At 75.2% G+C, this 22810-nt stretch carries 22 protein-coding genes; 16 read left to right on the forward strand and 6 right to left on the reverse strand.

The window, feature by feature from the left end:
- Window positions 1-64: 64 nt before the first annotated feature.
- The 16 genes from ACI8AX_RS12745 (at window position 65) to ACI8AX_RS12820 (ending at window position 16852) form a co-directional block, all read left to right on the forward strand.
- Window positions 65-1087, forward strand: coding sequence for a Bug family tripartite tricarboxylate transporter substrate binding protein (locus ACI8AX_RS12745; protein ID WP_456550192.1), 1023 nt, complete (start codon window positions 65-67; stop codon window positions 1085-1087).
- On the forward strand, window positions 1084-1626 hold the full coding sequence (locus ACI8AX_RS12750; protein WP_456550193.1) for a tripartite tricarboxylate transporter TctB family protein: 543 nt from the start codon (window positions 1084-1086) through the stop codon (window positions 1624-1626). Before ACI8AX_RS12745 ends, ACI8AX_RS12750 begins: the two co-directional genes overlap by 4 nt.
- A complete protein-coding gene (locus tag ACI8AX_RS12755; RefSeq protein WP_456550194.1) occupies window positions 1626-3191 on the forward strand; it encodes a tripartite tricarboxylate transporter permease in 1566 nt (521 codons plus the stop codon). Before ACI8AX_RS12750 ends, ACI8AX_RS12755 begins: the two co-directional genes overlap by 1 nt.
- Window positions 3188-3610: a universal stress protein gene (locus ACI8AX_RS12760; protein WP_456550195.1), complete on the forward strand. Its 423-nt coding sequence runs from the start codon at window positions 3188-3190 to the stop codon at window positions 3608-3610. Before ACI8AX_RS12755 ends, ACI8AX_RS12760 begins: the two co-directional genes overlap by 4 nt.
- A 94-nt stretch (window positions 3611-3704) precedes the next feature.
- A complete protein-coding gene (locus ACI8AX_RS12765) occupies window positions 3705-4013 on the forward strand; it encodes a hypothetical protein (RefSeq protein WP_456550196.1) in 309 nt (102 codons plus the stop codon).
- A gap of 143 nt (window positions 4014-4156) precedes the next feature.
- A complete protein-coding gene (gene uvrC / locus ACI8AX_RS12770; RefSeq protein WP_456550197.1) occupies window positions 4157-6223 on the forward strand; it encodes an excinuclease ABC subunit UvrC in 2067 nt (688 codons plus the stop codon).
- Window positions 6220-7167, forward strand: a complete 948-nt coding sequence (rapZ, locus tag ACI8AX_RS12775) for an RNase adapter RapZ (protein ID WP_456550198.1) — start codon at window positions 6220-6222, stop codon at window positions 7165-7167. Before uvrC ends, rapZ begins: the two co-directional genes overlap by 4 nt.
- Complete coding sequence (locus ACI8AX_RS12780; protein WP_456550199.1) at window positions 7167-8117, forward strand: gluconeogenesis factor YvcK family protein; 951 nt, start codon at window positions 7167-7169, stop codon at window positions 8115-8117. The genes rapZ and ACI8AX_RS12780 overlap by 1 nt, the downstream gene beginning before the upstream one ends.
- 215 nt (window positions 8118-8332) lie before the next feature.
- A complete protein-coding gene (gene whiA / locus ACI8AX_RS12785) occupies window positions 8333-9322 on the forward strand; it encodes a DNA-binding protein WhiA (protein WP_425330368.1) in 990 nt (329 codons plus the stop codon).
- A gap of 130 nt (window positions 9323-9452) precedes the next feature.
- Window positions 9453-11072, forward strand: coding sequence for a histidine kinase N-terminal 7TM domain-containing diguanylate cyclase (locus tag ACI8AX_RS12790; protein WP_456550200.1), 1620 nt, complete (start codon window positions 9453-9455; stop codon window positions 11070-11072).
- A 114-nt stretch (window positions 11073-11186) separates the two neighbouring features.
- Entirely contained in the window at window positions 11187-12191 is a 1005-nt protein-coding gene (gap, locus tag ACI8AX_RS12795) for a type I glyceraldehyde-3-phosphate dehydrogenase (protein ID WP_456550201.1), read from the forward strand.
- Between the two features lie 8 nt (window positions 12192-12199).
- On the forward strand, window positions 12200-13405 hold the full coding sequence (locus tag ACI8AX_RS12800) for a phosphoglycerate kinase (RefSeq protein WP_456550202.1): 1206 nt from the start codon (window positions 12200-12202) through the stop codon (window positions 13403-13405).
- Window positions 13405-14250 carry a triose-phosphate isomerase gene (gene tpiA, locus ACI8AX_RS12805; protein WP_456550203.1) on the forward strand — a complete coding sequence of 282 codons (846 nt, stop codon included), beginning with the start codon at window positions 13405-13407 and terminating at the stop codon, window positions 14248-14250. Before ACI8AX_RS12800 ends, tpiA begins: the two co-directional genes overlap by 1 nt.
- Before the next feature lie 31 nt (window positions 14251-14281).
- Window positions 14282-16081: an ABC transporter substrate-binding protein gene (locus ACI8AX_RS12810; protein ID WP_456550204.1), complete on the forward strand. Its 1800-nt coding sequence runs from the start codon at window positions 14282-14284 to the stop codon at window positions 16079-16081.
- Window positions 16082-16145: 64 nt separating this feature from the next.
- The gene (secG, locus tag ACI8AX_RS12815) at window positions 16146-16379 is read left to right on the forward strand and encodes a preprotein translocase subunit SecG (RefSeq protein ID WP_456550205.1); all 234 of its coding nucleotides are present in this window, start codon (window positions 16146-16148) and stop codon (window positions 16377-16379) included.
- A gap of 131 nt (window positions 16380-16510) precedes the next feature.
- Window positions 16511-16852: an RNA polymerase-binding protein RbpA gene (locus tag ACI8AX_RS12820; RefSeq protein WP_456550206.1), complete on the forward strand. Its 342-nt coding sequence runs from the start codon at window positions 16511-16513 to the stop codon at window positions 16850-16852.
- A gap of 53 nt (window positions 16853-16905) precedes the next feature.
- Here the strand turns inward: ACI8AX_RS12820 and ACI8AX_RS12825 are convergent, their stop codons facing one another.
- The 6 genes from ACI8AX_RS12825 to tal all read right to left on the reverse strand — a co-directional run bounded on the left by ACI8AX_RS12825 (window position 16906) and on the right by tal (window position 22789).
- Complete coding sequence (locus tag ACI8AX_RS12825; protein WP_456550207.1) at window positions 16906-17082, reverse strand: hypothetical protein; 177 nt, start codon at window positions 17080-17082, stop codon at window positions 16906-16908.
- Between the two features lie 46 nt (window positions 17083-17128).
- Complete coding sequence (locus ACI8AX_RS12830; protein ID WP_456550208.1) at window positions 17129-17977, reverse strand: PIG-L deacetylase family protein; 849 nt, start codon at window positions 17975-17977, stop codon at window positions 17129-17131.
- A 44-nt stretch (window positions 17978-18021) separates the two neighbouring features.
- Window positions 18022-18861: a 6-phosphogluconolactonase gene (gene pgl, locus ACI8AX_RS12835; protein WP_456550209.1), complete on the reverse strand. Its 840-nt coding sequence runs from the start codon at window positions 18859-18861 to the stop codon at window positions 18022-18024.
- Window positions 18858-20018, reverse strand: a complete 1161-nt coding sequence (locus ACI8AX_RS12840) for a glucose-6-phosphate dehydrogenase assembly protein OpcA (protein ID WP_456550210.1) — start codon at window positions 20016-20018, stop codon at window positions 18858-18860. The genes pgl and ACI8AX_RS12840 overlap by 4 nt, the downstream gene beginning before the upstream one ends.
- Before the next feature lie 34 nt (window positions 20019-20052).
- Entirely contained in the window at window positions 20053-21570 is a 1518-nt protein-coding gene (gene zwf, locus ACI8AX_RS12845) for a glucose-6-phosphate dehydrogenase (protein WP_456550211.1), read from the reverse strand.
- A gap of 112 nt (window positions 21571-21682) precedes the next feature.
- Window positions 21683-22789: a transaldolase gene (gene tal, locus ACI8AX_RS12850; protein WP_456550212.1), complete on the reverse strand. Its 1107-nt coding sequence runs from the start codon at window positions 22787-22789 to the stop codon at window positions 21683-21685.
- Between the last annotated feature and the right edge of the window lie 21 nt (window positions 22790-22810).

Here is a 22810-nt window from a genome sequence, read left to right on the forward strand (position 1 = left end):
GTGGTCCCCGACCCGCTGCCGGAGGGCCGGTGACGACGCGCGCGCGGCAGCCGCCGGGCCTACGGTGACCTCGGCACCACTCCCGAACCCGCTGGAGGTGCTCGTGGCGCTGAGCCGCAGGTCCTTCCTCGCCGGCGCCCTCGCAGTGCCGGCGCTGGGCGCGCTGGCTTCCTGCGCCGGCACGGTGGTCCGGCCCGGTGATCTCTCCCGGCTGCGGGTGATGGCGCCGGCCAGCCCCGGCGGCGGCTGGGACACGACGGCCCGCGTGCTGCAGCGCGTCATCCAGACCAGCGGCATCGCCCGCAACGTCCAGGTCTTCAACGTCGAGGGCGCCGGCGGCACGATCGGCCTGGGCCAGCTCGCCCGCGAGGACGACGACGCCCTGCTCATGATGATGGGCCTGGTCATGGTGGGCGCCGTCGACACCAACGACTCGAGCACCCGCCTCACCGACGTCACGCCGATCGCGCGGTTGATCGGCGAGCCCGAGCTCATCGTCGCGCCGGCCGACGCCCCCTACGACGACATCGGCGGCTTCGTCGAGGCCTGGGCCGCCGACCCCCGGGGCACCCCCATCGCCGGAGGCTCGGCCGGCGGCACCGACCAGATCCTGGCCGGCCTGCTCGCCCAGGCCGCCGGCATCGACCCCGCCGAGATCAACTACATCGCCTACTCCGGTGGCGGTGAGTCCCTCGCCGCCCTGCTGGGGAACCAGGTCGCGGCCGGCATCTCCGGCACCGCGGACTACGGCCCCCAGGTGCAGTCCGGCGACCTCGTCGGGCTGGCCGTCTCGACGCCCGAGCGCTCGGACCAGGTGCCCGAGGTCCCCACGCTCGTCGAGTCGGGGTTCGAGGTCGAGGTCTCGAACTGGCGCGGTCTCATGGCCCGGCCCGGCATGAGCGACCAGGCCCGGGAGGACCTGATCCAGCTCGTCGTCGACGCCCACGACACCGACGAGTGGGCCGACGCACTGGAGAACAACGGCTGGGACGACCAGTTGCTGACCGGCGACGACTACGGCGAGTTCCTCGCCGCGGAGGAGGAGCGGGTGCGCGGGGTGCTGCAGCAGATCGGCCTCGTCCGGTGAGCACAGCGGCCGGCCCGGACACCGGGACCGGGGGCGCCCCGCCCCAGGGCCGCAGCAACGGCGAGCTCGCGCTCACCGCGCTGCTCCTGGCGCTGGGGCTCTACCTGGTCCTCGACGCGGCCAACATCGCCGTCCCGGGCTCGGCGAACACCATCGGACCGCGGTTCTTCCCCTACCTGATCGGTGGGGTGGTCATCGCGACGGCGCTGGCGCTCGGCTTCCGCGTGCTGCGGGGCGACCGCGGCCCGGCCGACGAGAGCGAGGACGTCGACCCGACCGCCGGCACCGACTGGCGCGCCGTGGCGGTGGTGGTGGTCGCGTTCCTCGCCCACGCACTGCTGATCAACGTCATCGGCTGGCCGCTCGCGGTCACGCTGATGTTCGCCGCCGTCGCCTGGGCCCTCGGCGCCCGCGGCGTCGTGCGGCCGCTGCTGGCCGGAGGGATCTCCTCGGTCGTCGTGTGGATCGTCTTCGTCAAGGCGCTGAACGTGGCGCTGCCGGGCGGGACGCTCCTCGAGCTGGCCACCGACTGGCTCTGATGGCGCTCTCCGACCTCCTCGGCGGCCTCGCCGACGCGCTGACCCCGGTCAACCTGGTCTTCGCCCTCATCGGCGTCGTCCTGGGGACCGCGGTCGGCGTCCTGCCCGGCATCGGCCCGGCGATGACCGTCGCGCTGCTGCTGCCGGTCACCTACGCCCTCGAGCCGACCAGCGCCTTCATCATGTTCGCCGGCATCTACTACGGCGGCATGTACGGCGGGTCGACGACGTCGATCCTGCTGAACACCCCGGGCGAGTCGAGCTCGATCATGACCGCGCTCGAGGGCAACAAGATGGCCAAGGCGGGACGCGGGGCGGCCGCGCTGGCCACCGCGGCCATCGGCTCGTTCGTCGCCGGCACCATCGCCACGCTGCTGCTCGCGCTGGTCGCCCCGACCGTCGTCGACCTCGCCATCGGCATCACGCCGGCCGACTACTTCGCCCTCGCCGTGCTGGCCTTCGTCGCGGTGGCCACCGTCCTGGGCTCCTCGCCGCTGCGCGGGCTGGCCTCGCTGGGCGTCGGTCTCTACCTCGGGCTGGTCGGCACCGACGTCCTCACCGGGCAGGAGCGGTTCACCCTCGGCGTCCCCCAGCTGGCCGACGGCATCGACGTCGTGGTCGTGGCCGTCGCCCTGTTCGCCGTGGGCGAGGCGCTCTACGTCGCCTCCCGGCTGCGCCGCGGGCCCGTCCAGGTCATGCAGGCCTCCGGGCGCTACCTGACCCGGTCGGACCTGCGCCGCTCGGTGGGCCCCTGGCTGCGGGGGACGGCGTACGGGTTCCCGCTGGGTGCCCTGCCCGCCGGCGGCGCCGAGATCCCGACGTTCCTGTCATACGCGACCGAGCGGAAGCTCAGCAAGCACCCCGAGGAGTTCGGCAAGGGCGCGATCGAGGGCGTCGCCGGCCCGGAGGCGGCCAACAACGCCGCGGCCGCCGGAGTCCTCGTGCCGCTGCTGACCCTCGGTCTGCCCACCTCGGCGACGGCGGCGATCATCCTCGCGGCCTTCCAGGGCTACGGCATCCAGCCCGGGCCGACGCTGCTCACCACCGAGTCGAGCCTGGTGTGGACGCTGATCGCCTCCCTGCTGATCGGCAACCTCATGCTGCTGGTGCTCAACCTGCCGCTGGCCGGCGTGTGGGTGAAGCTGCTGCGCATCCCGCGGCCCTACCTGTACGCGGGCATCCTGATGTTCGCCTCGCTCGGCTCCTACGCGGTGAACGCCGACCCGCTGGACCTGGTGCTCCTGCTGGTACTCGGCCTGCTCGGATTCGTCATGCGCCGCTACGGCTGGCCGGTCGCCCCGGCCGTCATCGGGCTGATCCTCGGGCCGGTCGCGGAGACCAACCTCCGCCGTGCGCTGGCGATCAGCAGCGGGGACCTCGGCGTCCTGGTCGACACGTGGTTCAGCCGGGTGGTGCTGGTCCTGGCGCTGCTGGCGCTGGTCGTCCCGATCGTGCTGCGGGTGGTCCGCGGCCGCCGGGCCACCCCGGAGGAGCTGCAGGAGGGCTCGGGGTTGCGGCACCGGGAGCCCGCGGCGGCACGGCACGACGGCGGGCAGGACCGGTGACCGGCGCGGAGCGGGTGGTGGTCGTCGGGTACGTGCCCACGCCGCGGGGGCAGGCGGCGCTGGCGCACGGGATCGACGAGGCCCGGCGGCGGGGCGCCCGGCTCGTCGTCGTCAACAGCACGCTGGGCGACGCGCTCGTCGACGAGGATTACGTGCAGGGCGACGCGCTGCGCCGCCTGCAGGACGAGCTGACCGTCAGCGGCATGCCGGCCGAGCTGCGGCAGCCGATCGGCCGGGACGTCGCCGAGGAGCTGACCGCGACCGCGGCCGAGACGGGCGCCGAGCTCGTGGTCATCGGGCTGCGGAGACGCAGCGCGGTCGGGAAGCTGCTCACCGGCAGCGCGGCGCAGCGGGTGCTGCTGCAGGTGGACTGCCCGGTGCTGGCCGTCAAGGGAGCCCCGGACGACACCCGCGGGTGACGCCGGACGACTTGTGAGAGACATCACGCGCGGCGTACAGTCCCTGTGACTGACGTCACCGGGACACCCCTGTGCCGGAAACGAGGAGGCCGCGATGAGCGCACTCACGCCCGACTGCGACCCGGACATGAGCCACTGCGGGCAGCCGTGGCAGGGCAAGGGCCGGCCGGGCTCCGGGCTCCTCTCCGCGATGGTGCTCGTCGCCGTCCTCGGCCTGTCGATCCTCGTCGTCACGAAGGACGTCGTCGCAGACGCGTTCGACTTCGTCGCCGTCCCGGTGGGCCTGCTCGCGGCCGTGGCGCTCACCCGCCGCGGCGTCCGCCTCGCCGCCCGCGGGGCCTCGGCCGTCGCCGCGCGTGTGCCCACCGCGGTCGCGGTGCGGCGGTCCCAGCCGGTCGGCTGACCGCCTGACCTCCGACACGGGAGCGGGGCCCACGGGTCCCGCTCCCGTCGTGCGCGCCCTCATCCGGCAACTGCTGTGACACGCGGGGCGGACGGGTCCCTCACGGCTCCGGCGTGTCGTCCCCGCGACCTAGTGTGGGAGGCATGCCCGACCCGTCCTCGTACCGCCCAGCGGTCGGCAGCATCCCCGAGTCCCCGGGGGTCTACAAGTTCCGCGACCCGAACGGCCGGGTCATCTACGTGGGCAAGGCCAAGAGCCTCCGCCAGCGCCTGAACAGCTACTTCGCCGACGTCGCCGGCCTGCACCCGCGCACCCGCCAGATGGTCACCACCGCGGCCAGCGTGGAGTGGACCGTGGTCGGCACCGAGGTCGAGGCGCTGCAGCTCGAGTACAACTGGATCAAGGAGTTCGACCCCCGCTTCAACGTCCGCTACCGCGACGACAAGAGCTACCCGTCGCTGGCCGTGACGCTGAACGAGGAGTACCCGCGGCTGCAGGTCATGCGCGGCCCCAAGCGGAAGGGTGTCCGGTACTTCGGTCCCTACGCCCACGCCTGGGCCATCCGCGAGACCCTCGACACGCTGACCCGCGTCTTCCCCGCCCGCACCTGCTCCACCGGCGTCTTCAAGCGCGCCGGCCAGATCGGCCGGCCGTGCCTGCTGGGCTACATCGGCAAGTGCGCCGCCCCCTGCGTGGGCCGGGTGAGCGCCGAGGAGCACCGGCGGATCGTCGACGACTTCTGCGACTTCATGGCCGGCCGCACCGACCTCATGGTCAAGCGCCTCGAGCGCGAGATGGCCGAGGCGGCCGAGGCGATGGAGTACGAGAAGGCCGCCCGGCTGCGCGACGACCTGGGCGCCTTGAACCGGGCGATGGAGAAGCAGGCCGTCGTCCTCGGCGACGGCACCGACGCCGACGTGGTCGCCTTCGCGCAGGACGACCTCGAGGCCGCCGTCCAGGTCTTCCACGTCCGCGGCGGACGGGTGCGCGGCCAGCGCGGCTGGATCATCGACAAGGTCGAGGAGATCGGCACCGGCGAGCTGGTGGAGCAGTTCCTGCTGCAGGTCTACGGCGGCGTCGACGAGCAGACCGGGGCGTCCGAGCCGGGGGAGGCCGTGCCCAAGGAGGTCCTCGTCCCCGAGCTGCCGGCCGACGCCGACGTCTACGAGGACCTGCTCAGCGAGCTGCGCGGCAGCCGGGTGAGCCTGCGGGTGCCCCAGCGCGGGGACAAGCGTTCGCTGCTGGAGACCGTCGAGCGCAACGCCAAGGAGGCCTTCGCCCGGCACCGGGTGAAGCGCTCCAGCGACCTCACCGCGCGCTCGCTGGCGCTGTCGGAGCTGCAGGAGGCGCTCGAGCTGCCCGAGGCACCGCTGCGGATCGAGTGCATCGACGTCTCGCACGTGCAGGGCACCAACGTGGTGGCCTCGATGGTGGTGTTCGAGGACGGCCTGGCGAAGAAGTCGGACTACCGGCGCTTCTCCGTCACACACGGAACCGACGACACCGCGGCGATGGCCGAGGTCGTGCGGCGCCGCTTCGCCCGGCACCTCAAGGAGGAGGCCGACCGGCGGGACGAGCAGGGGGTCGCCGCGGAGGAGGGCCGGCCGCGCCGCTTCGCCTACCCGCCGAACCTGCTCGTGGTCGACGGCGGCGCCCCGCAGGTGGCAGCGGCGGCCCGGTCCCTCGACGAGCTGGGCGTGGTCGACGTCGCCGTCTGCGGGCTGGCAAAGCGGATGGAGGAGGTGTGGCTGCCGGGGGAGTCCGACCCGGTGATCCTGCCGCGCACCTCCGAGGCGCTGTACCTGCTGCAGCGGGTGCGTGACGAGGCCCACCGCTTCGCGATCACCTACCACCGGCAGAAGCGCTCGGCCAGCATGCTGGTCTCCCTGTTGGACGACGTCCCCGGCCTGGGCGACACCCGGCGCAAGGCGCTGATGAAGCGCTTCGGATCACTCAAGCGGCTGCGCGCCGCGACCCTGGAGGAGCTCGTGGAGGTGCCCGGCATCGGCCGGCGGACGGCGGAGGCGGTCATGGCCGCCGTGGCCGAGCCCGGGGAGGCGGTCGACGCGGCCGAGGCGGCGGAGGCGGCCGAGCCGGTCGAGTCCACGCTCGCGCCGGAGGGTCCCGCCGAGCGCGGCACCCCGCAGCCGGGCGCGGGCGGCACCGCCGAGGTGGGCCGCGTCGTGGCCGTGGGCGAGGTCGCCTCGTGACGTACCCGCCCGAGGGGGGCAGCAGCCAACAGGCCGGGCCGCAGCGGGACGTCGCGCCCCCGGCCGACCCCACGAGCACCGAGACCGCGCCGCTCGACGTCGTGGTCGTCACCGGCCTGTCCGGCGCCGGCAAGAACACCGCCGGCCGCGTCCTGGAGGACCTCGGCTTCTACGTCGTCGACAACCTGCCGCCGGCGCTGCTGCAGCCGATGGTCGAGCTCGGGGCCCGCGGCGACCTGCGGCGCTTCGCCGCGATCGTCGACGTGCGCAGCCGGGCGTTCTCCAGCGACCTGCAGGAGTCGATCCGGTCGCTGGCCACCGCCGGCCACCGGCCCCGGGTGCTGTACGTGCACGCCCGCGACGAGGTGCTCGTCCGCCGGTACGAGTCCAACCGCCGGGAGCACCCCCTGCAGGGCAGCGGCCGGCTGATCGACGGCATCGCCGCCGAGCGGGCGCTGCTCACCGGCATCGCCGGCGACGCCGACCTGTGGGTCGACACGAGCGACCTCAACGTCCACCAGCTGCGCGCCACCCTGGAGAACGCGTTCGCGCGGGAGGGGCAGGCGCCGCCGCTGACGGCGACCGTGCTCAGCTTCGGGTTCAAGTACGGGCTGCCGCTGGACGCCGACCTCGTCGTCGACGCCCGGTTCCTTCCCAACCCGCACTGGGTGCCGGCGCTGCGGTCGCACACCGGCCAGGACGCCGACGTGCGCGACTACGTGCTCGGCCAGGAGGACGCCGAGCCGTTCATCGACCGCTACCTCGACGTGCTGCGGCTGCTCATCCCCGGCTACCGCCGCGAGGGCAAGCGCTACCTGACCCTCGCCGTCGGCTGCACCGGCGGCAAGCACCGCAGCGTCGCCATCGCCGAGGAGTTCGCCCGCCGGCTGGCCGCCGACGGCGTGCAGGCCGTGGCGCAGCACCGCGACCTGGGGCGGGAGTAGTGGGGGCCGCTCCCCGCGTCGTCGCCTTCGGTGGCGGGCACGGGCTGGCCGCGGCCCTCGGCGCCTGGCGGCGGATCACGCCGGAGCTGACGGCCGTGGTGACGGTGGCCGACGACGGCGGCTCCTCGGGCCGGATCCGCCGCGAGATGCCCGTCCTGCCGCCCGGGGACCTGCGGATGGCGCTGGCCGCGCTCGCCGGTGACGACGGGCGCCGCAACGAGATGACGGCGCTGCTGCAGCACCGGCTCGGCGGCACCGGCGTGCTCGCCGGGCACCCGGTCGGCAACCTCGTCCTGACCGGCCTGGCGGAGCTGCACGGCGGCGACACCGTGCGGGCGCTGGACAGCCTGTGCGAGCTGCTGGGGGCCTGCGGGCGGGTGCTGCCGATGGCCGACGTCCCGCTGGACCTCGTCGCGCGCGTCGAGACCGTCGACCCCGACGACCCCGCCCGCACCCGGACGATCCGCGGTCAGGTCGCCATCGCCTCCACGCCCGGCCGGGTGCGCGACATCCTCGTCTCGCCGGCCGACCCGCCGGTGCACCCCGACGTGCTGGAGGCGATCGCCTCGGCCGACGTCGTCTCGCTGGGGCCGGGGTCCTGGTACACCTCGGTGCTCCCGCACCTGCTGGTGCCGCGGCTGCGGCGGGCGCTGGCCGAGAGCCCGGCCCGGGTGGTCGTCGTCCTCAACCTCGAGCCGCAGCCGGGGGAGACGGACGGGTTCTCCCCGGAGGAGCACCTGCGGGTCCTGCAGGCGCATCTGGGCGGAGTGGCGCTGCACACCGTGATCGCCGATGTCGACTCGGTGGTTGACCGCTGTGGTCTCCTGTCAGCGGTGCGCGAGTGCGGCGCCGACCTCGTGCTGGCCCCGGTGGCCGAGCCCGGGGGCGCGCCGCGGCACGACCCCGAGCGCCTCGCGGCGGCGCTCGCCGGCGTGGTCGCGGAGGCATGACGCATGGCGGGCACGGCCGGGGTTCCGAGAGGATCGGGTTCTGGGACGGACCGCTCCGTGCGCGGACGGACGGACGAGGGGGAGGGGACGCCGTACATGGCGCCTGAGGAGGCAGCGACCCGGGGGACGGGCACGGCGTCCCCCGCACTGCTGGGGGAGGACGAGGTGGGGATGACCCCTGGGGGAACGGACGGTCGAGCGGTGACCGGTCGGGGGTGGACGACGTGGCGATGACGGCGATGGTGAAGGACGAGCTCTCCCGCGTGGAGTGCTCGCGGACCTCCGAGCGCAAGGCGGAGGTCACGGCCCTGCTGCGCTTCTCCGGAGGTCTGCACATCGTGGGCGGCCGGGTCGTGATCGAGGCGGAGCTGGACACGGGGTCGGTGGCCCGCCGCCTGCGCCGCGACATCAGCGAGGTCTACGGCTACACCAGCGGGGTGAGCGTGCTGGCCGGCGGCAACATCCGCCGCGGCGTCCGCTACCTGGTGCGCATCGCCAAGCACGGGGAGGGGCTGGCCCGGCAGACGGGCCTGGTCGACCAGCGCGGGCGCCCGGTGCGCGGCCTGCCGCCGTCGGTCGTCTCGGGGGGCATCGGCGACGCCGAGGCGGCCTGGCGCGGCGCCTTCCTCGCCCACGGGTCGCTGACCGAGCCCGGCCGGTCGTCCTCGCTCGAGGTGACCTGCCCCGGACCCGAGGCCGCCATGGCCCTCGTCGGCGCCGCCCGCCGGCTCGGGATCGCCGCCAAGGCCCGCGAGGTCCGCGGTGCCGACCGCGTGGTGGTGCGCGACGGCGACGCGATCAGCGCGCTGCTCACCCGCATGGGCGCCCACGACGCCGTCCTCCAGTGGGAGGAGCGGCGGATGCGCCGCGAGGTCCGGGCCACCGCCAACCGGCTGGCCAACTTCGACGACGCCAACCTGCGCCGGTCGGCGCGGGCGGCGGTGGCGGCCAGCGCGCGCGTCGAGCGGGCGCTGGAGATCCTCGGCCAGGACGCCCCGGAGCACCTGCTCGTGGCCGGCCGGCTGCGCCTCGAGCACGGCCAGGCCTCGCTGGAGGAGCTCGGGCAGCGGGCCGACCCGCCGATGACCAAGGACGCCGTCGCCGGCCGGATCCGCCGGCTGCTCGCGATGGCCGACAAGCGGGCCAAGGACCTCGGCATCCCCGACACCGAGTCCGTGGTGACCGACGACATGCTCGCCCAGTGAGCGGCGAGGTGCCGGGCGCGTAGCGCCGGCCCGCCTCCCCCGTGCGGGGGAGGCGGGTCCAGCCGGCGGGCGTCCGCGCCGATCTCGGTCGGGAGCGGGCCGCCCGGGCCCGCCGGCCGGGAGGACCAGGATGTCGCTGCAGCCGTGGTGGCCGGCGTTCGCCTGCGCGGCGGTGGTCGCCGTGGTCACCGCGGTGCTGGCCTGGCAGCGCCGCTCCCGCACCCCGGCCGCGACCGCGCTGACGGTCACGATGGCCGGCGTCGCGCTCTGGTCGACGGCCGACGCCCTCGTCTACGGGATCGACGCCGAACCGGTCCGCGTGGCCTACCCGCCGGTCCTGATCGCCGCCGTCGGGGTGGTCGTGGTCGGCTACCACGTGCTGGCGCGGACCGTCGCCGACCCCTCCTGGCGGTTGAGCCGCCGGCTGACCGCCCTCTTCGCCGTCGAGCCCCTGCTGGTCGCGCTGACCGCCGCGCTCCCGGCCACCCACGCGCTGGTGATCTCCCGCCCGGGGTCCGGGGCGGTGACCGAGGTGCTCTTCGGGCCCGTGTTCCTGGCCCACACCGCGTACTCCTACCTGCTGCTCGGGGCCGCCTACCTGCACCTGGTCCGCCGGTGGCGCACCGCGGCGGGCGTCTTCCGCCGGCAGATCGGCGTCCTGCTCTGCACCGGCGCGCTGTCCACCGTGGGCAACGTCCTGGCGGTCACGGCGCAGAACGACGGGCACGGCGTCGACTTCACGCCGCTGTTCTTCCTGGTCACCGGCCTGCTCAGCTGCTGGGCGCTGTTCCGGCTCGGGCTGCTGCGGGTCGTCCCCGTCGCCCGGGACCAGGTCGTCGACACCGTCCCCGACGCCGTCCTCGTCATGGACCCCGAGGGCCGGGTCATCGACGTCAACCCGGCGGCGGTCCGGATGCTGGAGCGGCTGCGCCCCGGCATGGACACCGACGTCGTCGGCCGGGACCTGCACGAGGTCGCCGGGCCGCACGCCGTCGAGGTGCTCGGCCGGACGGCGTCCGCGGACGGGCGCCGGCTCGCCGAGCTGGCGCCGGGCGTCTGGCTCGACGTGCGCGACTCCGCGGTCAGCGACCCGCGCGGCCGCCCGCTGGGCCGGATCGTCGTGGTGCGGGACGTGACCGAGGAGCAGGACCGCCGGCTGGCCGTCGAGCAGCTGAACCGGCAGCTGGCCGAGCAGGTGGCGGAGGTCGAGCGGCTGCGCGCCGTGCTCGCCGAGGAGGCCGTGCGCGACCCGCTGACCGGGCTGCACAACCGCCGGCACCTGGACCGGGTCCTCCCGTCCAGCCTGGCCGGGGCATCGGCGCAGCTGCCGGTCAGCGTGCTCGTCGTCGACGTCGACCACTTCAAGGCGGTCAACGACCGGCACGGCCACGCCACGGGCGACCGGGTGCTGCAGTCGGTCGCCCGGGTGCTCGCCGCGGCCGCGCGCGCCGACGACACGGTCGCGCGCCTCGGCGGTGAGGAGTTCGTCCTGGTCCTGCCGGGCGCGGGGCGCCGGGAGGCGGCCGAGCGGGCCGAGCTCGTCCGCCGCCGCTGCGCCGCGCTGACCCAAGAGGGCCCTGCCGGCCCGTGCGCCGTGACGGTCAGCGTGGGCGTCGCCGAGGCGCCGGCCGACGGCGCCGACCCGGCCGCGCTGCTGGCCGCGGCCGACGCGGCCCTCTACGCCGCGAAGGCCGCCGGGCGGGACCGCGTCGTCGTGGCGCCGCTGCTCGACGCCCTGCCCGTGGGCTGAGCCGGGCACCGCGGACGCCGCACCCGGGCCCGGCCGCTAGGGTTCTCGCCGACGCGCGGTCGTGCGCCCCGCACGGTCCGCCGCCGCAGTCGACGGATCTCGGGAGGTCCAGCAGTGACGGTACGGGTCGGCATCAACGGGTTCGGGCGCATCGGCCGCAACTTCTGGCGGGCCGCGGCCGCCAGCGGCAAGGACGTCGAGATCGTGGCGGTGAACGACCTCACCAGCCCGGCGACGCTCGCCCACCTGCTCAAGTACGACAGCATCCTGGGCGTCCTGCCCGAGGACGTCGAGGCCACCGACGACGGCATCAAGGCCGGCGGGGCCACCATCAAGGTGCTCTCCGAGCGCGACCCCGCCGCCCTGCCGTGGGGCGACCTCGGCGTCGACGTCGTCGTCGAGTCCACCGGCTTCTTCACCAAGGCCGACGACGCGCGCAAGCACGTCGACGCCGGCGGCGCGAAGAAGGTCATCATCTCGGCGCCGGCCACCGGTGACGACCTGACCATCGTCATGGGCGTCAACCACGAGAAGTACGACGGCAGCCAGACGATCATCAGCAACGCGTCCTGCACCACCAACTGCCTGGCCCCGCTGGCCAAGGTGCTCAACGACGCGTTCGGCATCGAGCGCGGCCTGATGACCACCATCCACGCCTACACCGCCGACCAGAACCTGCAGGACGGCCCGCACAAGGACCTGCGCCGCGCCCGCGCCGCCGCGCTCAACATGGTCCCGACCTCGACCGGTGCCGCGAAGGCCATCGGCCTCGTCCTGCCGGAGCTGCAGGGCAAGCTCGACGGGTACGCCGTCCGCGTCCCGGTGCCCACCGGCTCGGCGACCGACCTGACCGTCCAGCTGACCCGCGAGGCCTCGGCCGACGAGATCGACGCCGCCTACCGCGAGGCCGCCGACGGCCCGCTCAAGGGCTTCCTCAAGTACACGAACGCGCCGATCGTCTCCAGCGACATCGTCACCGACCCCTCGTCCTGCATCTACGACGCCGGGCTGACCAAGGTCTTCGGCCCGATGGCGAAGGTGCTCGGCTGGTACGACAACGAGTGGGGCTACTCGAACCGGCTCGTGGACTCGGTCGAGCTCGTCGGCGCCTCGCTCTGACGCGGACGATGCGCTCCCTCGACGACCTCCTGGCCGAGGGCGTCTCGGGTCGGCGCGTGCTCGTGCGCGCCGACCTGAACGTCCCGCTGGACAAGCAGACCCGGGCGATCACCGACGACGGGCGGATCCGCGCCAGCCTGCCGACCCTGCAGGCGCTGCGGGACGGCGGCGCGCGCGTCGTCGTGGCCGCCCACCTCGGCCGGCCCAAGGGCGCCGCGGACCCGCAGTTCTCCCTCGCCCCGGTGGCCGCGCGGCTCGGTGAGCTGCTCGGCGCCGAGGTGCCGCTGGCCGCCGACGTGGCCGGGGACGACGCCCGCGCGAAGGCCGCCGCCCTCGCCGACGGCGACGTCCTCCTGCTGGAGAACGTCCGCTTCGAGGCGGCCGAGACGTCGAAGGACGACGCCGAGCGCGGGGAGCTGGCCGACCGGCTGGCCGCCCTGGCCGACGTCTACGTCGACGACGCGTTCGGCGCGGTGCACCGCAGGCACGCGTCGGTCTACGACGTCGCGCTGCGGCTGCCGCACGTGGCCGGGCGGCTGGTGGCCACCGAGCTCGACGTCCTGACCCGGCTCACCACCGACCCGGACCGGCCCTACGTGGTCGTGCTCGGCGGCTCCAAGGTCAGCGACAAGCTGGCGGTCATCGAGGCGCTGCTGCCCAAGGTCGACCGGCTGCTGGTCGGCGGCGGGATGTGCTTCACCTTCCTCGCCGCGCAGGGCCACGGCGTGGGCAGCTCGCTGCTCGAGGCCGACCAGGTCGACACCTGCCGGCGGCTGCTGGCCGAGGCCGGCGACCGCATCGTGCTGCCGGTCGACGTCGTCGCCGCCTCCGCCTTCAGCGCCGACGCGGAGACCTCCGTGGTCGACGTCCACGCCATCCCCGACGACCGGATGGGCCTGGACGTCGGACCGCGGACCGTCGAGGCGTTCGGCCGCGAGCTCGGCGACGCCCGCACGGTCTTCTGGAACGGCCCGATGGGCGTGTTCGAGCTGGCGCCGTTCCAGGCCGGCACCCGCGGCGTCGCCGAGGCGGTCGCGGCCGTGGCGGGCCTGTCGGTCGTCGGCGGCGGCGACTCGGCCGCGGCGGTGCGCGTGCTCGGGCTGGACGAGTCGGCCTACGGGCACATCAGCACCGGCGGCGGCGCGTCGCTGGAGTACCTCGAGGGCCGGGAGCTGCCGGGCCTCGCGGTGCTGGCCGGGGACGGGGCCGCCTGATGGCGCGCACCCCGGCCCCGGCGCCGCGCGAGGGGCGCCGTCCCCTCATCGCCGGCAACTGGAAGATGCACATGACGCACCTGGAGGCCATCGGCCTGGTGCAGAAGCTCGTCTTCTCCCTCAAGGAGCCCCAGCTGCGGGCCGCCGAGGTCGTCGTGCTGCCGCCGTTCACCGCGCTGCGCAGCGTCCAGACGCTGGTCGCCGGCGACAAGCTGGAGGTCGGCTACGGCGCCCAGGACCTGTCGCTGCACGACTCCGGCGCCTACACCGGTGAGGTCAGCGGCGCGATGCTCGCCGCCCTGGCCTGCACGTACGTCGTCGTCGGGCACTCCGAGCGGCGCGTGCTGCACGGCGAGGACGACGCGGTCGTCGCCGGCAAGGTGCAGGCGGCGCAGCGGCACGGCCTGGTGCCGATCCTGTGCGTGGGGGAGGGGCTGGAGGTCCGCCGCGCCGGCACGCACGTCGGGCACTGCACCGGCCAGCTCGACGCCGCGCTGGAGGGGCTGACCGCCGAGCAGGTGCAGCAGGCGGGCCCCGGCGGGGGTGCCGGGTCCGGCGGCGGGATCGTGCTCGCCTACGAGCCGGTGTGGGCCATCGGCACCGGCGAGGTGGCCACCCCGGAGGACGCGCAGGAGGTGTGCGGCGCACTCCGATCCCGGCTCGCCGAGCGTTTCGGCCCGGAGACGGCCTCCACCGTCCGTATCCTCTACGGAGGGTCGGTGAAGGCCGCCAACACGGCCGGGATCCTGGCCGGGCCGGACGTCGACGGTGCGCTCGTCGGAGGCGCCAGCCTGGACGCCGACGAGTTCGCGCAGATCTGTCGGATCGCCGCCGACGGCAGCTGACCGCTGCCCGCGGTGGCGGGGAGCGGGGGACGTGGTCAGCACGCTGGAGCGGGTGGCGCAGCGGCGCCCGTCGTGGCTGCGCGGCACCCGCGGCCGGGTCCTCGGCCTCGCCGTCGTCGCCGTCCTGGTCGTCGCCGTGGTGGTCAGCTGCGGCGGCGGCCGGGACGCCGGCGCGTCGGTGCCGGTCCTCGGGGACGGCGCCGACGCCGCCGTCGACGGCGTCCGGTCCCCGTCGGACGCCGAGGGCGGCACCCTGCGCGTCGTGGCCGGCGAGATCGACAGCCTCGACCCGCAGCGCTCCTACTCGCCCGGCGTGTGGAACCTCATGCGGCTCTACACCCGGACGCTGGTCACGTACTCGTCGGTGCCCGGTCAGACCGACGCGCTGGTGCCGGACCTGGCCACCGACCTCGGGACCACCCCGGACAACGGCCTGACCTGGACCTTCACCCTCCGCGAGGGCGTCCGGTTCGAGACCGGGCAGCCGATCACCTCCCGCGACGTCAAGTACGGCATCGAGCGGTCGTTCGCCTCCGACGTGATCGTCGGTGGGCCCACCACCGTCGTGGACCTGCTCGACGACCCGGCCAACCCGTATCCGGGGCCCTACCAGGACGAGACCCCGGACAAGCTCGGGCTGGCCTCGATCGAGACCCCCGACGACCGCACCATCACCTTCCGGCTGCGGACGGCGGCCCCCGACTTCAACGTCGTCCTCGCGCTGCCCTCGAGCAGCCCGGTGCCGATCGCCTCCGACACCCTCGACGCCTACGGCGCCGACCCGGTGAGCTCCGGCCCGTACGCGATCACCTCCGTGGACCCGCAGGCCGGCATCGTCCTCGACCGCAACCCGGAGTGGGACCCCGCCACCGATGACGTGCGCACCGCCCTGCCCGACCAGGTCGTCGTCCGCACCGGGCTGAGCGGGCTCGAGCGCGACCAGGCGCTGCTCGCCGGCTCCGCCGACGTCGACGTCTCCGCCACCGGCGTCACCATGCCCACCCAGGCGCGGCTCGCCGACGGCACCGCGGGCGACGTGCCGCTGGCCGACCGGGTGGACGAGGTGACCACCGGCGCGGTGCGGCTGCTGGCCCTGCCCACCGACGTCGCCCCGATGGACGACGCGGACTGCCGGGCGGCCGTCGGCGCCGCGATCGACCGCGGCGCCGTCCGGGAGGTCCTCGGCGGGGAGGACGACGCCCTGGCCACCTCCCGGCTGTGGCCGGCCGGTCTCGGCGGCGGCCCGGAGGAGACCCACCCCGGCGCCGACCCGGCCGCAGCGCGCGAGGCCCTCGCGGCGTGCGGCCTGCCCGACGGCTTCTCGACCGTGCTGGCCGTGGCCGACGCCTCGGCGAGCGTCGCCGTGGCCGAGGAGCTGGCCCGCCAGCTCGCCGAGGTGGGGATCGAGGTCGAGGTCCGGCCCCTCCCGGCGGCGAGCTTCTACGCGACCGACGTCGGCGACCCCGACAACGTGCGGGCCCAGGGCTTCGGCATGGTGCTGGCCACCTGGAACGCGGTGGTGCCCACGCCCGGGGCGTTCCTGGTGCCGCTGGTCGACGGCCGGCAGGTGAGCCGGGTGGGCAACACCAACTACGCCCGCCTCGTCGACGAGGGCGTCAACGGGCTGGTGGACGCCGCCGTCGCGGTCGGCCCCGACGCCGACGCGGCCCGCCCGGCCTGGGGGGAGGTCGCCGCCGCGGCCACCGCGACGGGCGCCTACGTGCCGCTGGCCGAGACCCGCGTGCAGCTGCTCGCCGGGCAGCGGCTGCGCAACGCCGTCGTCATGGAGCCCTTCAGCGGCTACGACCTGGTTACCGCCGGCGTCCGCTGAGCCGGCGTCGCGGCCCGCCGGGTGGCTCCCCGGGGGAGCCGGCCGGCTCGGTTACCCTGGTCCCATGGTCGAGCTCGTCCTCAACGTGCTGCTGGTCCTCACCAGCGTGCTCCTCGTGGTGCTGATCCTCCTGCACCGCGGGAAGGGCGGCGGCCTGTCCTCGATGTTCGGCGGTGCGGCCTCCGCGTCGCTGTCCGGCTCGTCGGTGGTGGAGAAGAACCTCAACCGGCTGACCGTGTTCACCGGCCTCATCTGGGCCGTCTGCGTCGTGGCGCTGGGCATCCTGGTCAAGGCCTGACGCCCGCCCCACCCCGCGTACCGGGCCGGATACGGCGCGAAAACGTGACCTGGAACCCCCTGCCCAGGCCCTAGACTCCCGTCGGCGGCGCGACCGCGCCGAGTCGGGCTGGAGTCCAGCAGGGGGCACTCGTGGCTGGTGGGAACGCGATCCGGGGCACGCGGGTCGGTGCGGGACCGATGGGTGAGGCCGAGCGCGGTGAGGCGGCGCCCCGCCGGCGCGTGGCCTTCTGGTGCGCCCAGGCCCACGAGACGCGGGTGGCCTTCGCCTCCGACGCCGAGGTCCCCGAGCTCTGGGACTGCCCGCGCTGCGGCCTGCCGGCCGGCCAGGACCAGGCGGCCCCGCCGCCGGCCCCGCGGACCGAGCCGTACAAGACCCACCTGGCCTACGTGCGCGAGCGCCGCACCGACGCCGACGGCGACGCCCTCCTCGAGGAGGCCCTCGCCAAGCTCCGGGCCCGCCGCGGCGCCTGAGCCGCCGGCCGGTGCCCCGCGGTCGCGGGCACCCGCCGGGACCGGTGACCGGGTCAGCAGCCGTCGAGGACCGGGCACGGCCGCCAGGCGGCGGCCTCGTGGTCCCAGTACCGCGGCCAGCGGCCGGCCGGCTCCGTCGGGACGGGCCGGCTCGCCGGCGCGGCGGGGACGACGGACTCCAGCGGCGCCGGGGCCGCGGTGGGGCGGTCGGCGGGCAGGACGGCGGTCATGGCGTTCCTCCGGGGTGTGGGGTGGAGCGGGCGGGGCGGGCGCGGCTCAGTCGAGGGCTCGGTCCAGGTCGGCGCGGTCCAGGTCGGCGCGGTCCAGGTCGACGCGGTCCAGGTCGACGCGGGCCAGGTGGTCGGTCGCCAGGAAGGCCCGCTGCAGGTCGGCGCTGAGCCCGTCGAACGGTGAGGTCTGCGACCGGTGCTCGGCGATCGCCGCGGTACGCCGGTCCAGCACGGCGGTCCCGTCGAGCACGTCGGTGACCTCGGCGTCCGGCCGGCCGAGGGTCGCCGGGTCGAGCTGGAGGTAGACGGTGTCCGGGCGCAGTGCCCGCACCTCGGTGAGCCACCGGCGCATGAGCGCGTTCGGCAGGCAGTGCTCGAACAGCAGCGGGCGCGGCTCCGGCAGCGCCCGCAGCGCCGTCCGGACCGCCGCGCGGACGTGCAGGTGGTCGCGGTGCCCGTCGCTGCCGTCGAGCACGACCACGACGTCGGGGACCAGCTCGCGGACCAGGCGGCCCAGGACGGCGGCCACCTCGTCGACGTCCGCGGCGCACAGCGTGCCCGGCTCCGGGTCGCCGTCGAAGCCGGAGTCGCGCCAGCCCAGGAGTTCGACGCGGGCGGCGCCCAGCCGCTCGGCGGCGGCCCGCAGCTCGGCCTCGCGGACGGCGCCCAGGTCGCCGGAGGGGTCGCCGCCGGGCCGGACCTCGCCGGCCTCGCCGCGGGTGGCGCACGCGATCGTCACGTCGGCGCCGAGCAGCGCGGCCCGGGCGAGGACCGAGCCGCAGCCGAACGCCTCGTCGTCCGGGTGCGCGACGGCGGCCAGCCAGCGGTCGCCCGGGCGGACGTCGCGCAGCAGGTCGCGGGTACGGGAGCCGGTCGGAGTGCCCTGAGCGGTCATGCGGCGAGCCTCGGGCCGAGGCCTTGCCGCGGTCTTGCAGCGGACTAGACGCGCTGGTCGGCCGCGCCGTCCTCCGCCCCGGGCAGCCGGCTCGCGGCCGCCGCGTCGAGCAGCCAGCGGGTCGCCCGCCGCCCGTGCACCCCGGCGGCCGGGACCTCCTCGCGCGGGGCGCCGCCCAGCGCGCGGGCCACCGCCTCGGCCTTGCCCTCGCCGGACACGAGCAGCCAGACCTCTTCCGCGGAGGCGATCGCCGGGAAGCCGAGGCTCACCCGCGTCGGCGGTGGCTTGGGGCAGTCGCGCACGGCGACCACCGGCCGCTCGTCCCGGACGGCGGGGGAGTCGGGGAAGATCGACGCGACGTGCCCCTCCGGGCCCATGCCGAGCAGCAGCACGTCGAAGCGCGGCAGCGACCCGCCCTCGCCCGCGGCGGCGGCCAGCTCACCGGCGTACCACTCGGCCGCCGCCTCGGGGGTGTCGAAGCCGGCGTCGGCGGCCGGCATGGCGTGCACCCGCTCGGCGGGCACCCCGACCGGGTCGAGCAGCGCCTGCCGGGCGCCGCCCTCGTTGCGCTCGGCGTCGCCTGCGGGCACGAAGCGCTCGTCGCCCCACCACACGTCGACGGCGGTCCAGTCGACCCGCTCGCGGACCGGCTCGGCCGCCAGCTCGGCGACGTGCCGCAGCACCGCGGTGCCGATGCCGCCGCCGGTGAGGACGACGGAGGCGGTGCCGTGCACGGCCTGCGCCGCGGCCAGCCGGGCGACGAGGGCCGCGGCCACGGCGCGGGCCAGCGTGTCGGCGTCGGGCTGGACGACGACGTCGGGCACGGGCCGGTCGGCGTCCTGGCCCAGCTCGGCGGCGATCCGGTCGCCGGGGGACAGGCTCATGCCACGGGCGCCGACGGGTCGGAGGGCTCCTCGGCGTTGCGCTCGCCGTCGAGCGCCACCTCGTCGGTGCCCTCGGAGTCGCCGGGCACGGTCGGCGCACCGGCACCCGCGCCGTCCCCGCTCCCGCTGCCGTTGCCGTTGCCGTTCCGCTCGACGGTGTCGTCGGGCCGGGCCGGGTCGAACCACACGTGCTCGCGCACCGGCGACCGGGCCGACAGGCCGGTGATGCCGGTGGCGGCCTCCAGGGCCTCGGCGTAGGGCTCGTCGGGGTCGAGGCGGCGCAGTTCCTCGCCCAGCAGGTCGCCCAGCGGCCGGTCCGGGAGGGCCACCGTGGCGTCGGGCCGGTAGGGCTGGGTCAGCACGGCGCCGCCGCGCCGGTCGGAGCGGACGGCGACCTCCTCCTCCTGGTCGAGCTGGAGCACGACCGAGTCGACGCCGCTGGGGCCCGGCCGGCGCCCGCCCTCGACGACCTCGAGCGTGCTGCCGCTGCGCGAGGACAGCCAGCCGGCGAGCAGCCGGGCCGAGGCGTTGCCCGGGTCGCCCTCGACGCGGCCGCCCAGCACCCGTACGGCGTCGCCGCGCCGGCCGGAGACCGCGTCTAGCGTCGACGTGAGCGCCGCCCGCCACGGGGTGGCGCGGGTCCAGGCGAGGTCGGTGTCACCGGGCGCGTAGTCGCTGGCCCGGGTGCGCAGCGCCGCCAGGTGGTCCTCGGCGAGGGAGCTGTCGGTGATCCGGCGGTCGGCGATGACCGCGAGCGCGTCGGTCTGCATCCGCTCGGGCGCGGGGGCGTGCCACCAGGCGACGACCGGGGCGTCCGCGGCGAGCAACGGCAGGACGACCGACTCGGCGTGCAGGGCCAGCCTGCCGTACATGCGCATCACCACGGCCTCGCCGGGGCCGAGCCGCCCGCCGATGAGCACCTCGGCGTCCAGCCGCGGCACCGGCGCCTCGATCTGGCGGCGGACCACCACGAGGATGCGGCAGGGGTGCTGCTCGGCGGCCGCGGTGGCCGCCTCCTCGGCCTCGGCGACGCGGTCCTCGTCAGCGACGACGACCAGGGTCAGGGCGACGCCGGAGAGCACCGCCCCGCCGGTCCGCCGCTGCGCGGCCAGCTCCTTGACGACGGCGGAGCCGGTGGTGTCCCAGAGGGTCGTCATCGGGTCTCCCTGTCTCGGGTGGGGTGGGGCGGGGTCACGGACGACGCCACCGGCGGCCCTCGGCGGCCAGCATCTCGTCGGCGGCGCGCGGCCCCCACTCCCCGGCGCGGTAGGGGTGCGGCGTGGTGCCCTCCCAGAACTCCTCGAGCGGGTCGATCACCGCCCACGACGCCTCGACCTCGGCGTTGCGCGGGAACAGCGTCGCGTCGCCGAGCAGGACGTCGAGGAGCAGGCGCTCGTAGGCCTCGGGGCTGGCCTCGGTGAACTGCTCGCCGTAGAGGAAGTCCATCGAGACGTCGCGGACCTCCATCACGCTGCCCGGCACCTTCGACCCGAACTTGAGGGTGACCCCTTCGTCGGGCTGCACGCGGACGACGAGCTGGTTGTTGCCCAGCTCCTCGGTGTCGGTGTCGGCGAAGGGCAGGTGCGGGGCGCGCTTGAACACCAGCGCGATCTCGGTGACCCGGCGGGGGAGTCGCTTGCCGGTGCGCAGGTAGAACGGCACGCCGGCCCACCGGCGGGTCTCCACCCCCAGCCGCACCGCGGCGTAGGTCTCGGTCGTCGACCCCGGGTCGACGCCCTCCTCCTCCCGGTAGCTCTGCGCCCGCTGCCCGGCCAGCCAGCCCTGCTCGTACTGGCCGCGGATGGCGGCGGTCCGCATGTCCTCGGGCAGGGAGATCGCCCGCAGCACCTTGAGCTTCTCGGTGCGGATCTCCTCGGCGGAGAACTCGACCGGCTCCTCCATCGCCGTCAGCGCCAGCAGCTGCAGCAGGTGGTTCTGCAGCACGTCGCGGGCCGCGCCGGTCTTCTCGTAGAAGCCCGCCCGCCCGCCGATGCCGACGTCCTCGGCCATGGTGATCTGCACCGAGTCGACGTGGTGGCCGTTCCAGATCGGCTCGAACAGGGTGTTGGCGAACCGCAGCGCCATCAGGTTCTGGACGGTCTCCTTGCCCAGGTAGTGGTCGATGCGGAAGACGTCGTCGGCGCTGAAGACCGAGTCGACCAGCTCGTTGAGCTCGCGGCTGGACTCCAGGTCGGTGCCGAAGGGCTTCTCCACCACGACCCGCCGCCAGCGGTCGGGCGTGCTCTCGGCCATCCCGGTGCGCTGCATCTGCTTGAGCACCACCGGGAACATCGCCGGGGGGATGGAGAGGTAGAACGCGGCGTTGCCGCCGATGCCGTGGCTGCTCTCGAGGTCGTTGAGGGCGTTGGCCAGCTCGTCGAAGGCGTTGTCGTCGTCGAACGAGCCCTGCACGAACCGGACGCTGCCGGCCAGCCGCTCCCACACCTCCTCCCGCCACGGCGTGCGGGCGGCCTTGCGCGCGGCGTCGCGGGCCAGCTCGGCGAAGTCCTGGTCGCCCCAGTCGCGGCGGGCGAAGCCCAGCAGCGCGAAGTTCGTCGGCAGCAGGCCGCGGTTGGCCAGGTCGTAGACGGCCGGCAGCAGCTTCTTGCGGGCCAGGTCGCCGGTGATGCCGAAGACCACCAGGGCGCACGGGTCGGGGACCCGGGGCAGCCGCCGGTCCCGGGGGTCACGCAGCGGGTTGACGATCATCGGTCCGTCCTCGGGTCGCAGGGCCGCCGTCCGGTGCTGCGGGAGACCGGACGGCGGCCGGGGCGGCTGCTGTGGTGCTGGTGCTGCTACTCCTCGTCCCGGGGGGACGGGCTCACTTCTTGTCCTCGAGCTCGCTCTTCACCGAGGCGGTGAGCTCGTCCCAGGAGTCGACGAACTTCTTCACGCCCTCGTCCTCGAGCACCCGGAAGACGTCGTCGAGGTCGACGCCGGCGTCCCGGACGGACTGCATGACCGCGGCGGCGTCCTCGTAGGCCTTCTGCACCGGGGTGCCGGGCGTGCCGTGGTCGGCGTAGGCCTTGAGCGTCTTCTCCGGCATCGTGTTGACGGTGCCGGGGGCGATCAGCTCGCTGACGTAGAGGGTGTCGGGCAGCTCGGGGTTCTTGACCCCGGTGGAGGCCCACAGCGGCCGCTGCGGGCGCGCCCCCTTGGCCTCCAGCGCCTTCCAGCGGTCGGAGGAGAAGACCTCCTCGTAGGCCTGGTAGGCCAGCTGCGCGTTGGCGACGCCGGCCCGGCTCTTCAGGGAGGCGTCGGCGCCGGCCTTCTCGAGCCGCTTGTCGATCTCGGTGTCCACGCGGGAGACGAAGAACGAGGCGACCGACGCGATGCCCGACAGGTCGGCGTCGGGGTCCTCGGCCAGCCGGTCCTCCAGGCCGCCGAGGTAGGCGTCCATGACGTCGCGGTAGCGCTCGGGGCTGAAGATGAGGGTGACGTTGACGCTGATGCCCCGGGAGATCGACGTGCGGATGGCCGGGAGGCCCTCCACCGTCGCGGGGATCTTGATGTAGAGGTTCGGGCGGTCGACCAGCCACCACAGGTGCGCGGCCTCGGCCGCGGTGGCGTCGATGTCGTGCGCGAGGCCCGGCGCGACCTCCAGCGAGACCCGGCCGTCGCCGGGCTGCCGCTGCGCCACCGGGGCGAGCAGGTCGCAGGCGTCGCGGACGTCGGCGGCGGTGATCGTGCGCAGCGCCTCCTCGACGCTCACCTGCCGCACCGCCAGCGCGTGCAGCTGGTCGTCGTAGGACTCCGACCCGCTGATCGCCGCGGCGAAGATCGTCGGGTTGGTCGTGACGCCGACGACGCTGTGCTCGTCGACCAGCGACTGCAGGTTGCCGCTGCGGATCCGGTCGCGGGACAGGTCGTCGAGCCACACGGCGACCCCGGCCGAGGAGAGCTCGGCGAGGTTCTCGTTCTGTGCCATGGCGGATGCCTTCCAGTGTGT

This window comes from Blastococcus sp. SYSU D00813 (genome assembly GCF_054050735.1).

Bases quoted from the DNA above. Each gene is read 5' to 3' on its own strand.
- ACI8AX_RS12755 (WP_456550194.1), top strand. From the start codon at position 1,626: ATGGCGCTCTCCGACCTCCTCGGCGGCCTCGCCGACGCGCTGACCCCG.
- ACI8AX_RS12765 (WP_456550196.1), top strand. From the start codon at position 3,705: ATGAGCGCACTCACGCCCGACTGCGACCCGGACATGAGCCACTGCGGG.
- uvrC (WP_456550197.1), top strand. From the start codon at position 4,157: ATGCCCGACCCGTCCTCGTACCGCCCAGCGGTCGGCAGCATCCCCGAG.
- ACI8AX_RS12790 (WP_456550200.1), top strand. From the start codon at position 9,453: ATGTCGCTGCAGCCGTGGTGGCCGGCGTTCGCCTGCGCGGCGGTGGTC.
- ACI8AX_RS12800 (WP_456550202.1), top strand. From the start codon at position 12,200: ATGCGCTCCCTCGACGACCTCCTGGCCGAGGGCGTCTCGGGTCGGCGC.
- tpiA (WP_456550203.1), top strand. From the start codon at position 13,405: ATGGCGCGCACCCCGGCCCCGGCGCCGCGCGAGGGGCGCCGTCCCCTC.
- secG (WP_456550205.1), top strand. From the start codon at position 16,146: ATGGTCGAGCTCGTCCTCAACGTGCTGCTGGTCCTCACCAGCGTGCTC.
- ACI8AX_RS12825 (WP_456550207.1), bottom strand. From the start codon at position 17,082: ATGACCGCCGTCCTGCCCGCCGACCGCCCCACCGCGGCCCCGGCGCCG.
- ACI8AX_RS12830 (WP_456550208.1), bottom strand. From the start codon at position 17,977: ATGACCGCTCAGGGCACTCCGACCGGCTCCCGTACCCGCGACCTGCTG.
- pgl (WP_456550209.1), bottom strand. From the start codon at position 18,861: ATGAGCCTGTCCCCCGGCGACCGGATCGCCGCCGAGCTGGGCCAGGAC.
- ACI8AX_RS12840 (WP_456550210.1), bottom strand. From the start codon at position 20,018: ATGACGACCCTCTGGGACACCACCGGCTCCGCCGTCGTCAAGGAGCTG.
- zwf (WP_456550211.1), bottom strand. From the start codon at position 21,570: ATGATCGTCAACCCGCTGCGTGACCCCCGGGACCGGCGGCTGCCCCGG.
- tal (WP_456550212.1), bottom strand. From the start codon at position 22,789: ATGGCACAGAACGAGAACCTCGCCGAGCTCTCCTCGGCCGGGGTCGCC.